Below are 12,876 nucleotides of genomic sequence, written 5' to 3'. Positions count from 1 at the left end.
GGGGCTCATTTCGTGACGGGGGCCGCGAGGACCGCTGTCGCGGGCCTTCGACGGCATCGGCGGGACAGCGCGTGGCGGCGGGCCGGCCGGGCACGAGCCGCCTACCCTGGAAACCATGGCCAGATCCCATCTCACTCTAGCCGCGCTGGCCACCTCGGCCGTCGAGGGCCTCGACGTCCGCTCCGCGCGCCCCTTCACCTCCTCGACGCACGGCGACTTCGACTCCGCCCTGCTGACGACGCGCGAGGGCGCCCGCCTCGTCGTGCGCGTGCCCACGTCCGCGCTCGCGGAGCAGGAGCAGCTCGGCGACCTCGTCGCGCTCCGGGCGCTGACCGCCGGCATCCGCAGCCGCCTGCCCTTCGATCTGCAGGAGAGCGTGGGTCAGACGCCGTTCGACGGCACCCGCGCGGTCGTCTACGAGTACCTCGAGGGAGATCGCGTCCTCATCGACGACGTGGCCGCGCAGAGCGGGCTCGCGGACTCGATCGGCCGGGCCGTCGGGGCGATCCACTCGCTCCCGGTGTCGTTCGTCCAGGAGGCGGGCCTGCCGATCGCGACCGCGCGCGACAGCGTGAACGAGACGGTCGCGGTGATCGAGCGCGCGGCCGACACCGGCCACGTCCCGGCGGCGCTCGTCGCGCGCTGGGAGTCGGCCTCCTCCGACGAGGCGCTCTGGCAGTTCGACCCGACCGTGGTGAACGGCTCGATGACCGCCGACTCCTTCCTCCGCTCCGGCGACGTCGTCGCGGCCGTGCTCGGCTGGGCGGCGCTGCGGGTCGGCGACCCGGCGCGCGACCTGCACTGGCTGCTGAGCGCCCCGGGCTCCGAGACGGCGCTCTCCGCCTACTCCCGGATGCGCGCGGGAGCAGTGGACCGCACGATCCGCCAGCGCGCCCAGCTCTACGCCGAGCTCGAACTCGCCCGCTGGCTGCTGCACGGCACCGAGACCGACGACTCCGCCATCGTGGACGACGCGGTCGCCATGCTCGACACGCTGGTCGACAGCGTGCTCGGCGACCTCTCCGCGCCCCTCTCGACCGACACCGGCCCGGTGCTGGCGGTCTCGGAGGTCGAGGAGCTGCTCAACCGCACGCCGGGAGCCCGCACGAGCTCCTCCGCTCACGGCCGCGGGCTCGCGCCCGTCGCCGAGGAGAGCGACTCCGCGAGCTCGCGCTCGGAGTAGAACCGCTCGGGCCGCAGCACGAGGTCGTCGGCGACGAAGTAGAACACGGCGTCGACGCTCTCGAGCGGCACTCCGCGCCAGCGCGAGTAGGCGAGCCGGTACAGCGCGAGCTGGAACTGCTTGAGCTCGAGGTCGGCGGCGTCCTTCGGCGCCCGCCCGGTCTTCCAGTCGACGATCTGCACGCCGTCCTCCGTCGGGTACACCGCGTCGAGCTTGCAGACGACGACGTGGCCGGCGAGCTGGAGGTGGATCTCGATCTCGACCGCCTCCGGGCGCCGGTCGGCCCACTCCGAGCGCTCGAACGTGGCGATCAGGGCGTCGAGCCGCTCCTGCTCGACGCTCGCGGGGCCGGCGTCGTCGAGCTCGTCGGGGAAGGTGTCGACCGCCTCCGCCCCGCCCTGGACGCCGAAGCGGTTCTCGACCCAGGAGTGGAAGGTCGTGCCGAGCCGGGTCTGCCGGTAGGGGCGCTCCGGCATCGGCCGGCGCAGCTGCGCCGCGACCTCGTCCGGCGTGCTGACGATGTCCTTGAACCGGGAGGCGGGGATGCGGGTGGGCAGCGGCGTGCGCTCGCCCCCGGCCAGCCGCACCGCCCGCTCGGCGAGCAGCAGGCGGATGTCGTCGCCGCGCGCCCCGAGCAGAGCGGGCTCGGCGCTGCGGACCCGGGCGGCGGCGGCGCGGACCCGGTCGCCGCGGGAGCCGAGCGGATCGTGGGGCCAGCGGAACGTGCGCGGGGCCCGCTCGAGCGGGTTCTCCTCGTTCGCGGGCTCGGTCGGCAGCGGCGGGATCGTGCCGGCCTCCTCGAGGTCGCGGAGGAAGACGCCCGGTCCGCGCGGCTTGGCCTGGCCGGCCCACCACGAGCCGCTGAGCAGGAGGTGGTGACGCGCCCGCGTGACGGCCACGTAGGCGAGACGCCGCTCCTCCGCCTCGTTGCGCTCGCGGAGGGTGTCGCCGAACGCTCCGATCGCGTCGACGACCTCCTTCTGCGTGCTGCAGCCGCGCCAGGCGAGATCGGGGAGCTCGGCGGCGTCGCCGCGGAACGCGTAGGGCATCGCGCCCAGTCTGACCCACCCGCGGAAGCCCTCGACCGGCGTGCCGGGGAGCTCGCCGTCGACCATCCGCGGGACGGCGACGAGGTCCCACTCCAGACCCTTGGAGCCGTGGATCGTCAGCAGCTGCACCGTCCCCGGCTCCGGGTCCTCCGGTCGCGGGGCCAGGCCGTCGCGCTTGTCCGCGAGGACGAGCCAGCGGAGGAATCCGCGGAGGGAGGAGCCGGTGCCGGCGCCGCGGTCGTCCGTCTGCAGGTACCCGGCCACCGCCTCCCGGAAGGCCTCGAGGTTGGCGCGGCCGTCCCCGCGCGACTCGTTCGCCTCGACCTCGATGTCCAGGCCCAGCTCCTGCTCGACCAGGGTGACGAAGTCGAGGAGGTCGAGCCCGGCCCGGGCGCGCAGTCGGGCGAACAGGGCGCCCGCCTCGTGCAGGCGCCGCAGGCCCTCGGCGCTGAACCCGCCGAGCGCGGAGTGGTCGATCCGCCCGTCGTCGCCGGGGCGGCGCGCCGCGATGAAGTCGAGAGCCTCGACGATCGAGCCGCCCTCGCCCTCGGTGACGGACGCGCGCATCCGCTCGCGCACCTCCTCCGGGAGCAGCCGGTGCGCGTGGTCGCGCGCCGCGAGCCACGAGGCGAGGTCGCGCAGCGCCTTGAGATCGCGGACGCCCAGACGCCAGCGGGCGCCGGCCAGGAGGCGGACGAGCTCGCTGCCGGCGGCCGGGTCCTCGACCACGGTGAGCGCGGCGACGAGGTCGGCGATCTCGGGCTGCCGCAACAGGCCCCCGATGCCGAGGATGTGGTACCGGACGCCGTGCTTCGCCAGCGCGGCGGCGAAGCGGTCCATGTGCGCGCGCGCCCGGAAGAGCACCGCGGCCGACGGCGGCTCGGCGCTCTGGCGCAGGCGCCCGGCGAACCAGGCGGCGACGTCGTCCGCCTCCTCCTCGATCGTCTCGGGGAAGGTGAGCTCGACCGGGTGCTCGGAGGCCTGAGGACCCGCGCTCAGCGTGTCGACCGCGACCGCGCTCCCCGCCGACAGCGGCTCCACGATCGCGTTCGCGGCGGTCAGCACGCGGCGGCCGTTGCGCCAGCTCGTGCTGAGGGAGAAGCGGCCCGCTCCCCCGAAATCGGTGCCGAAGCGGCCGAGCCCCTCGGCGCTCGCACCGCGCCAGCCGTAGATCGACTGGTGCGGGTCGCCCACCGCCATCACTCCCTGCCCGGCGAAGAGCCGCGAGAGGAGGCGGGTCTGCAGCACGGAGGTGTCCTGGTACTCGTCGAGGAGCACCACCCGGTACCTCGCGCGGTGCTCGTCCACGATCCGCGGCACCCTGTCGACGATCCGCAGCGCGAGGGCCACCTGGTCCGAGAACTCGACGAAGCCGCGCTCGGCCTTCGCCTCCTGGAACCGCTCGGCGAGCGCCGTCAGCACCGGCAGCGCGCCCACGGCCTGCAGCGCCTTCTCGAGCTCGCGGTAGAGCCCCGAGCCGCTGCCTCCACGCGGGAGCTCGCCCAGGCGGAGGAAGTCCTCGGCGAACGCGGCGACCGCGGCCGGATCGGCGAGGTTGTCGGCGAGGTCGTGCGCGAGCGAGACGACGAGGTCGGTCAGCCGGTCGATGCCCGCCTCCACCTCGAGGATGCGCGGATCGGCCGTGTCGGCCACGACTCCCCGCGCGAGATGCCAGGCGGAGGCCTCGGAGAGCACGGTCGCATCCCCCTCGCGGCCGATCAGGGCCGCGTTGTCGCGGAAGATCGTGTTCGCGAAGGCGTTGTAGGTCGAGACGGTGGCGGCCTCGAACGGGTCGGGCGCCGACTGCCCGGGCGCGAGCGGGAGCAGGCCCGCCGCGCCGAGCTGGTCGATCCTCCGCCCGATGCGCTCGCCGAGCTCGGCCGCCGCCTTGCGGGTGAAGGTGAGGCCGAGCACCTCCGACGGCGCCGCGTGGCCGTTCGCGAGGAGCCAGAGGACGCGGTTCGCCATCGTCTCGGTCTTGCCGCTGCCGGCACCGGCGACCACCAGGGCAGGCTCGAGCGGCGCCTCGATGACGGCGCGCTGCTCGGCGGTGGGCGGGCGCAGGTCGAGGCGCTCGGCGATGGTCAGGGCGTCGATCACGGCAGCTCCTCCTCGAGGACGGCGGAGGGGTCGGGGTCGGCGGGGCCGGATGGATCGGCCGGAGCATCGGGACCCGGCTCCTCGGAGTCCTCCGGGTCCTCTGTCTCGTCGACCTCGTCGATCGCCAGGAGTCCGTCCCCCGGGACCTCGGGCACCGCGTGGATGCGGTACCGCAGGGCGTCGCCGGGGGAGAACGGGATCGCGTCGAGCAGGCCCGAGAAGCCCGCCGCCGCCATGCCCAGGGCCGCGGCGCGGACGCGATCGCGCAGCCGCTCCAGCTCCTCCTCGCCGAAGCGCTCCTGGACCACCTCGCGGTACGGCTTCCCGCGCACGCCCGTCGCCACGAAGAGCAGCTTCGCGCCTCCCCCGTCGGCCGGATCGGCCGCCTCGATCGCCCCTTCGGCGACGGCGAGCTGATAGCTGCCCAGCTGCGCGTGCTCGGCGATGTCGTCCTTGCGGGGGGTGCTGCGGCCCGTCTTGAGATCGACGATCGTGACGGCGCCGTCGGCCGCGCGCTCGACGCGGTCGATCGAGCCCCGCACCCGGGCGGGCGGGACGTCGAGCTCGAACTGCTGCTCGCGGCCGAGCACCACGCCTCCCCCGCGCTCGAAGTCGGCGAGGTAGCCCGCGAGGCCGTCGATCAGCCGCCGTGTGACGCGCTTCTGCCGCTCCCCCAGCCAGGGCGACTCGAAGACCAGCTCCGGCCACCGCGACTCGAGAGCCGCCCACAGCTCCTGCGGATCGGGCCGCTCGGCGTTCTCGAGGACCCAGTGCACGAGGGTGCCGACCCCCATCGCCGTGCTCGTCGTGGAGCCGGAGACGGCGTCGACGAACCAATCCAGAGGGGACCGCTCGAAGGCCTCGAGGCGGCTCGGCGAGACGGAGACGGGACGCTCGGGGTCGCCGACGTCGAAGAGCGGCTCCGTGGTCGAGGGCTCGAGCACCCCGGACCAGGAGGAGGGGTCGGCGCCCGGGACCTCCGCGAGCGCCAGGGCGCTGAGCCCTCGGATGGCGGCGGGAGCCTCGGTCGAGTCCGGCGTGGTGGCGGTCCGGCGCAGCGCCGCCACCGCCCCGCGCAGCGTGAGCGGCACTGCGGAGGCCGGATCGAGCCGCGGCGCGTCCGGCGGGGTGAGCCGGAAGAAGAGGGAGGGCGTCTCGTCCTCGCCCGCGACGGCGCTGAGCACCAGCTGCCGCCGGGCGCGGGAGGCGGCCAGGGCGAACATCCGGAGCTCGTCGTCGAGAGTGGCCTTGCGGGCGTCGAGCGGCAGTCCGCCCTCGCCGCGGGCGTGCCGCAGCAGGCCGTCCGGATCGAGCAGCGAGCCGCGCTGGCGGAGGTTGGGCCAGACGCCGTCCTGCAGTCGCGCCACCACCACGACGTCGAACTCGAGGCCGACGACGGAGGAGGGCGTGCCGATGAGGACCGCGTCCTCGACGGAGCGCGGAGCGAGCGTGTCCTCGGGGACCTCCGCCTCGAGGATCTCGGTGACGAAGCCGACCGCGGAGTGCCCGGTCGCCCGCTCCACGAACCGGCGCGCGGCGCTGAAGAGGGCGACCACGCCGTCGAGGTTGCGGTTGGCCTCGGCGGCGGTCAGGCCGGTGCCGAGGGCGAGCTCGCGCCAGGAGGACGCGACGCGGCTGGACTCCCACGCCGACCACAGGAGCTCCTCGATCGAGCCCCCCTCCTCGTGCAGGCGGCGGACCCGGTCGATCGTCACGGCCAGCCGCTCGGCCTGCCGGGCGGGAGCGGAGTCGATGGTCGCGAATCGGCCGGGCGCGGCGAGGGCCTCGACCAGCAGCGGGTCGCTCGCGCGGATGCCGCCGCCGGCCAGCTCCTCCGCCCGGAGCGCGAGCCGGAGCCTGCGCAGCCCCAGCCGGTCGACCCCGCCGAACGGGCCGAGCAGCAGGTCCGCCGCGAGCTCCGCGTCGAGGGGCCGCTCGCCGATCGCGACGCCGACCAGCACGAGCAGCGCCCGGGCCGCGTGATCGTCGCGCAGCGCCCGTCCGGCGAGCACGGAGCGGGTCGGCACCTCCGCCACCGCGAGCGCCTTCACCAGCGGCTGGACCGCGGCTCCGGAGCGGACGACGACCGCCATCCGCCGCCACGCCACTCCGTCGCGCAGCCGCCGCTCGCGCAGCAGCCGCGCCACCGTCGCCGCCTCGCGCGCCGCCGTCGGGGCGTGCAGCACCAGGACGGGTGCCGGGCCCGCCTCGGGGGCCGGAGCCGCGACCGCCGCCCGCTGCCGGCCGGCCGCCGCGGTGCCGATCCGCTCGGTGGCCGCCGACACGACCGCCCGCAGCGCGGCCGAGTGGCGGTGCACGCGCGCGAGCACCAGCGTCTCGACGTCGGACGCGCCGATGCTCGTGGCGAACCGGCCGAGCGTGTCGGAGGCCGCGCCGCGGTAGGCGCTGGTCGCCACGTCCGGGTCGCCCAGCGCGATCACGGTCACCCCGCGCTCCGTCAGCGCCCGCAGCAGCACGAGCGTCGACTCGCTCGCCTCCTGGAGGTCGTCGACGACGACGAGGCGCAGCGCGTCGATCCGCTCGCCGCCCTCGCCGGCGCGGATCGCCTCGGCCGCGTAGGCCGCGAACTCCGCCGCGTCCAGACGGGTGCCCGCCTGGGGCGCCATCCACTCGACCACCTCGCGCAGCTCGTCGAGCACGTCGGCCGCCGCGCTCCACTCCCCTCGCTCGGCGTCGACCCCGAGGGCGCGGATCGCGTCCGAGTCGAGCCCGTGCTCGGTCGCACGCATCCCGAACTCGCGGAGCTCGGTCCGGAAGGTCCGCAGCCGCAGCACCTCGGGGCTGAACTCCTCCGGCCACCGCGGGCCGGTCCCCTCCTCGAGGTGGCCCTCGACGAGCTCCGAGAGGAGGGCGTCCTGCTCGCCGCCGGTCAGGAGGGTCGGCCGCTCGAGGCCGCGCTCCTTAGCGGAGGAGGTGACCGCCTCGAACGCGAGCGAGGTCGCGGTCCGGGCGAGCGGGCCCCGGGTCGGCACTCCCAGCCGCAGGGCGAGCACGTCGCGCAGGGCGGTGGCGGCGGTGCGGCTGGCCGCGAGCACCACGACCGACTCGGGCGGGTACCCCCGCTCGAGGACGCGCTCGGCGACCAGCTCGACGACCGTCGTGGTCTTGCCCGTCCCCGGCGCCCCGAGCACGGCGGCGCTGCGGCCCTCGGGCAGCGCGAGCACCGCGCGCTGGGAGTCGTCCAGCACGACCGCGGGCTCGCCCGGGAGCGCCTCGCCGACGGAAGCTGCGGTGGAGGGAGCGGGGGTCGCGGGAGCGGTCACACGACCACGGTAGCCACCGGGTCCGACACTCCCGCCCGTCCCCGCCGGGAGCCCCGGCCGCCCGCTCCGCTCACCGCGAAACCGGCGCGGTCGTCCGAGCGCGGTCCCGTATCCTGACACCCTCGTCCCCTCCCGAAAGGCACTGCTGGTGGAAATCCGTATTGGAATGGTCAACACCCCGCGCGAGCTCAACTTCGAGTCGTCGATGTCCGTGACCGAGGTCGAGAAGACGGTGACCACCGCTCTCGAGGCCGGCACCGCCGTCCTCCGCCTCCGCGACGAGAAGGGCAAGATCTACATCGTCCCGACCGCCACCATCGCCTTCGTCGAGGTCGGCTCCGAGGAGTCGCGCCGCGTCGGCTTCGTCGCCTAGAGCGTCCCGGGCGGACACGTCGTGGAGCTCCTCTTCATCACCCTGTTCGGGGTCCTGATCGGTCTCGCCGCGCGCTACGGGCTGCCGCACCGGCACCTGCACGGCTCCGTGCTGGTCCCGGCGATCGGCGGCCTCGTCGCCGCAGTCGTCTGGGTCGCACTGACCTGGGCGGGCCTGCCGTGGGACGGCGGCCTGATCTGGGTCCTGTCCCTCGTCGCGACCGCCGTGGTCGTCGTCCCGGTCGGCCTCTCGCTCGGGCGCAGCCGCGCCCGCCGCGACGAGGCCTCCCTGCATGCGATGCTCTCGGGACGCGTCGCCCCCTGATCCGAGCCGGAGGCGCGGGAGTCCTCGGACTTCCGCGCCTCCGTCGTTCCGGATTCCGGGGCAGTGCGACGCCGGGAACCGTCAGGCCGTGAGCCCCAGCGCGTCCATCCGGCGCGTGTGCGAGGCGATGAGCTCGGTGAACACCGGCTCGATCCGCGACTCGTCGGAGTCGTGGTTGCCCGACCCCATCAGCGCGGAGCGCGCCACGAGGAGGGTGTCGCCCACCAGGCGGCGGCCCCAGACGGCCAGGCGCGAGCCCAGGCGCTCGTCCGCGGCGATCTCGCGGCGGAGGATCGCGATCACGCCGTCGACGCCCGTGTCCGCGCCGAGCGTCTGCGCGATGCGCGGCCCCACGTCGGTGGGCAGCCCGCCGGTGAGGCGGATGAAGAAGTCGTCGAGCAGGCCCGCCGTGATGTACGCCGAGAGCAGCGTCTCGTGGAGGTCCGCGCCGCGGGTGAGCCGCTCGAAGGTGTCGATCGCTGGGCGGAACGGCGCCATGGCCTCGCCGGGCTCCACGTCGCGGCGGCGCAGCTCGGCGACGACGGCGTGGTGCTTCGCGAGCGCCGTGCCGGCGGCGGAGGAGATGGCCTCCTTGTCCGCGAGGTCGTCGGTCTCGGCGACGGCGCGCGCCAGCACCTCGAACACCGCGAGCTGGAGGTAGGCGACCTGGCCGAGGTAGGGCAGCACCTCGGGGGTGAGGTCGGCGAGGTCGACGCGGTCGCGCTTCTGGCTCGACTCCCCGCGGGGCGTCAGGCGGGGCACCTCGAGCAGGGGACGTCGACGTCGGAACCAGGCAGCCATTTCCTCAGCATAGGGCGCCGGAGGAGCGGGGTTCCGGGGCCGGCGGGGCCGGGAGCAGTAGACTCGCCGGGATGTCACCGGCGCTGGATCGGTGACCCTGCGCCCGGAGTCGTACAGGGGCGTAGACCGTTCGACACGACAGGCGCTTCACTCCGTGACTTTCTCCGATCTGAACATCGACGACGACATCGTCGCCGCACTCGCCGCCAAGGGCATCCTCGAGCCGTTCCCCATCCAGGAGCAGACGATCCCCCTGGCCCTGCAGAAGCAGGACATCATCGGCCAGGCCAAGACCGGCACCGGCAAGACCTTCGGCTTCGGCCTCCCCCTCATCCAGGCCCTCGGCACCGACCCGGAGCCGGGCGTCAAGGCGCTCATCGTCGTCCCGACCCGAGAGCTCGCCGTGCAGGTCACCGAGGACATCGAGCTGGCCGCCTCCAACCGGCCGACCAAGATCGTCTCGATCTACGGCGGCAAGGCCTACGAGGGCCAGATCGAGCAGCTGAAGGCCGGCGCGCAGATCGTCGTCGGCACGCCCGGCCGGCTCCTCGACCTCGCCGGGCAGCGCCTGCTCTCGCTCGCCAACGTGCAGGTGATGGTCCTCGACGAGGCCGACAAGATGCTCGACCTGGGCTTCCTCTCGGACATCGAGAAGCTGTTCGCGCAGACGCCGCCCACCCGCCACACCATGCTCTTCTCGGCGACGATGCCGGGCGCGATCGTCGCGCTCGCGCGCCGCTTCATGAACAAGCCCATCCACATCCGCGCGACCGACCCCGACGAGGGCATCACGCAGGCGAACATCAAGCACATCGTCTACCGGGCGCACTCGCTCGACAAGGACGAGGTCATCGCGCGCATCCTGCAGTCCGAGGGCCGCGGCAAGACCGTCATCTTCACCCGCACGAAGCGCGCCGCGGCCCGCATCGTCGAGGAGCTCAACGACCGCGGCTTCAACGCGGCGGCCGTGCACGGAGACCTCAACCAGGAGCAGCGCGAGCGCGCGATGGCGGCGTTCAAGGCCGGCAAGAAGGACATCCTGATCGCCACCGACGTCGCCGCGCGCGGCATCGACGTGAACGACGTCACCCACGTGATCAACCACACGATCCCGGACGACGACCAGACCTACCTGCACCGCGTCGGCCGCACCGGGCGCGCGGGCAAGACCGGCATCGCGGTGACCTTCGTCGACTGGGAGGACCTGCACAAGTGGGCCCTCATCAACCGGGCGCTGGAGTTCGGCCAGCCCGACCCGGTCGAGACCTACTCGTCGTCGCCGCACCTCTACACCGACCTCGACATCCCCGCGGGGACCAAGGGACGGCTGAAGCCGACCCCGATCCCCGCCGAGGCGAAGGCCGACGCGCGCCCGGACCGGGGCGAGCGCTCCGACCGCGGCGAGCGCTCCGAGCGGGGCGACCGGCCGCCGCGTCGCCGCACCCGCTCCGACTCCGCCGACTCGACCGCTCCGCAGCAGACCGGCCCCGCTCCCTCGAGCGAGAGCAAGGAGCACCACGACGGCAACAGCGAGCCGCGCCGCCGCACCCGGTCGCGCCGCCGCTCGCCGCGCCCCGACGCGCAGGCCTGAGCCTCCGCGCCCCGAGCCCGTCCCCCCGCGATCCGTCGCGGGAGGGCGGGCTCTCGGCGTCTCAGCGGCTCTCCCGCGACTCAGCGGTGTCCCCACGCGACTCAGCGGCTCTCCGCCCCTCAGCGGTCACGGTGATCCGGCGGCTCTCCGCCTGTCAGCGGCTCTCCGCGACTCAGCGGGCGGAGGAGCGGATCGCGTCGACTGTCGCGCGCGCGGTCGTGTTCTCGCCCAGGCGGTTGGGCTTGCCCGTGCCGTGGTAGTCGCTCGAGCCCGTGGTGACGAGCGAGTACTGCTCGGCGAGCTCGCGCAGGCGGCGCTTGCCGTCGGCCGTGTTCTCGCGGTGCTCGACCTCGAGGCCGAACAGGCCGGCGTCGACGAGCTGCGGGAGGATCGACTCGACCGCGATCCCGCGGGCGCTCGCGGCCGGGTGCGCGATGAGCGGGACCCCGCCCGCCGCGCGGACCAGGCGCACGGCGTCGACCGGGTCGGGCGCGTAGTGCGGGCGGTAGTAGCCGCCGCGCCAGTCGAGGATCCCCGCGAAGGCCGCGGAGCGGTCGGTGGCCAGGCCGCGGGCGACGAGCGCGTCGGCGATGTGCGGACGCCCGATGGTCGTGCCCGGGCTGGTCTGGGCGAGGACGTCGTCCCAGGTGAGGTCGTAGTCGGCCGCGATCGCGGTGACGATCGCCTCCGCGCGGTGCGTGCGGGCCGAGCGGATGCGCGCGGTCTCGGCCACGAGCCCCGGATCCGCCGGATCGACGAGGTACGCGAGGACGTGGACGCTGGCCCAGCCGACGCGGGAGGAGAGCTCCATGCCGGGCAGCAGGTCGATGCCCGCCTCCTCGGCCGCGGCGAGCGCTTCGGCCCAGCCGCCGGTCGTGTCGTGGTCGGTGAGCGCCACTCCGGCGAGCCCGGCCGCGGCCGCGGCCCGCACCAGGACGGCCGGAGTCTCGGTGCCGTCGGAGACGACGGAGTGGGTGTGGAGGTCGTAACGGCCCCCGTCGACATGCATGCGCTCATCGTAGACGCGCCGCCTGCGAGCCCTCCGATGCCCTAGTAGCCTGGGCGGCGATGGGGACGAGACTGGTGAAGACCGCGGTGGCGGTGATCGTGGCGATCGCTCTGCTGGTGGTCGCGGCGCCCGGCTTCTTCGGGATCGCCCGGGAGGCCCCCTTCGCCCAGCTGGTGCCGTTCCGGCTCGCGACGGGCGCGGCGGCCGTCGGGCTCGCCGCTGTCCTGGTCGTGATCGCGGTCCTCGTCGCTCCGGTCAGGCGCCTCGCGCTGGCCCTCGCGGCGCTCGGCGTCGTCTTCGCGCTCGTGCTCGCGGGAGTGCAGGGAGCGCGGGGCTACGACTCCGCCGCTCCGCGCGCCCACCGCCTCGCCGACGTGCGCCTCGCGACCTGGAACGTGCTGCACGACGGCGTGCCCGTCGACACGATCGCCTCGCTCGCCCGGGAGAGCGCGGTCGACGGCATCGCCCTCCTCGAGGTCTCGCAGACGCACGCGCAGGACGTCGTGAACGCGCTCAGCGCCCAGGGGATGTCGATGACCCTCCACTACGCCGGGTCGGGCGCCGACGACGGGGCGGCCCTGCTGCTCTCCCCCTCGCTCGGCGGCTACAGCGTCGACACCGCCGCGGTCGTCACCGGATCGACGCCGTCCCTCGTCGCGCGCCCCGACACCCCCGAGCGCCCCGTCCTCGCCGCGGTGCACACCATGGCGCCGATCCCCTCGCGCCTCGCGGAGTGGCGGAGCGATCTGCTCTCGGTCTCCGCGCTCTGCTCCGCGGAGGAGGACGTCGTGGTCCTCGGCGATCTGAACTCCACCGCCGACCACTGGACCGGGCTGCCGGGCTCGGCCGCGCTGGGCGGCTGCCGCGACGCGGGGACCGTCGCGGGCGGCGCCGCCCTGGGCACCTGGCCGTCCTCGGTCCCGCCCGCGCTCGGCGCGCCGATCGACCACGTCCTCTTCTCGGGACGCTGGGAGGTCTCGGGCTACCAGGTCGTCGACGACCGCGACGACGCCGGGAGCGACCACCGGCCGCTGGTCGTCCAGCTCTCGGTCCGCGGGATGGTGAAGGACGCGTCCTGACGCTCCTCCCCGGACGCCGACTCCCCGTCCTCCTCCCCACGGCCGACGGCAAGCGCCGCCTGCGCGAGCTCGCCGAGCAGTAC

At 74.7% G+C, this 12,876-nt stretch carries 9 protein-coding genes; 5 read left to right on the top strand and 4 right to left on the bottom strand.

Features of this window, described 5'->3' with window-relative positions; translation table 11 throughout:
- The first annotated feature begins 115 nt into the window (after window positions 1–115).
- On the top strand, window positions 116–1,183 hold the full coding sequence (locus C5D09_RS04375; RefSeq protein ID WP_104262665.1) for a phosphotransferase: 1,068 nt from the start codon (window positions 116–118) through the stop codon (window positions 1,181–1,183).
- On the opposite strand, the gene C5D09_RS04370 is transcribed toward C5D09_RS04375, so the two are convergent.
- Window positions 1,120–4,332 (bottom strand): ATP-dependent DNA helicase, encoded by a 3,213-nt coding sequence (locus tag C5D09_RS04370; RefSeq protein ID WP_104268693.1) that lies wholly within the window; start codon window positions 4,330–4,332, stop codon window positions 1,120–1,122. The genes C5D09_RS04375 and C5D09_RS04370 overlap by 64 nt on opposite strands.
- Entirely contained in the window at window positions 4,329–7,616 is a 3,288-nt protein-coding gene (locus C5D09_RS04365) for an ATP-dependent DNA helicase (protein ID WP_104268692.1), read from the bottom strand. Before C5D09_RS04365 ends, C5D09_RS04370 begins: the two co-directional genes overlap by 4 nt.
- A gap of 148 nt (window positions 7,617–7,764) precedes the next feature.
- Between C5D09_RS04365 and C5D09_RS04360 the strand changes: the two genes are divergently transcribed.
- The gene (locus C5D09_RS04360) at window positions 7,765–7,989 is read left to right on the top strand and encodes a DUF3107 domain-containing protein (RefSeq protein WP_104224841.1); all 225 of its coding nucleotides are present in this window, start codon (window positions 7,765–7,767) and stop codon (window positions 7,987–7,989) included.
- A 21-nt stretch (window positions 7,990–8,010) separates the two neighbouring features.
- Window positions 8,011–8,313, top strand: coding sequence for a hypothetical protein (locus C5D09_RS04355; RefSeq protein WP_104268691.1), 303 nt, complete (start codon window positions 8,011–8,013; stop codon window positions 8,311–8,313).
- A gap of 81 nt (window positions 8,314–8,394) precedes the next feature.
- On the opposite strand, the gene C5D09_RS04350 is transcribed toward C5D09_RS04355, so the two are convergent.
- Window positions 8,395–9,114: a ferritin-like fold-containing protein gene (locus C5D09_RS04350; RefSeq protein ID WP_104247820.1), complete on the bottom strand. Its 720-nt coding sequence runs from the start codon at window positions 9,112–9,114 to the stop codon at window positions 8,395–8,397.
- A 154-nt stretch (window positions 9,115–9,268) separates the two neighbouring features.
- Here C5D09_RS04350 and C5D09_RS04345 point away from each other — a divergent pair, with 154 nt between their 5' ends.
- Window positions 9,269–10,705 (top strand): DEAD/DEAH box helicase, encoded by a 1,437-nt coding sequence (locus C5D09_RS04345; RefSeq protein ID WP_104224844.1) that lies wholly within the window; start codon window positions 9,269–9,271, stop codon window positions 10,703–10,705.
- Window positions 10,706–10,877: 172 nt separating this feature from the next.
- On the opposite strand, the gene C5D09_RS04340 is transcribed toward C5D09_RS04345, so the two are convergent.
- Window positions 10,878–11,714 (bottom strand): PHP domain-containing protein, encoded by an 837-nt coding sequence (locus C5D09_RS04340; RefSeq protein ID WP_104268690.1) that lies wholly within the window; start codon window positions 11,712–11,714, stop codon window positions 10,878–10,880.
- Between the two features lie 59 nt (window positions 11,715–11,773).
- Here C5D09_RS04340 and C5D09_RS04335 point away from each other — a divergent pair, with 59 nt between their 5' ends.
- A complete protein-coding gene (locus C5D09_RS04335; RefSeq protein ID WP_146081486.1) occupies window positions 11,774–12,793 on the top strand; it encodes an endonuclease/exonuclease/phosphatase family protein in 1,020 nt (339 codons plus the stop codon).
- The last annotated feature ends 83 nt before the right edge of the window (window positions 12,794–12,876 follow it).

Origin of the sequence: Rathayibacter sp. AY1C9, assembly GCF_002932315.1 — a bacterium.
In the GTDB taxonomy this organism is placed as follows: domain Bacteria; phylum Actinomycetota; class Actinomycetes; order Actinomycetales; family Microbacteriaceae; genus Rathayibacter.
Note: the sequence above shows the minus strand (reverse complement) of the source record. Positions and strands in the feature narration are given on the sequence as shown.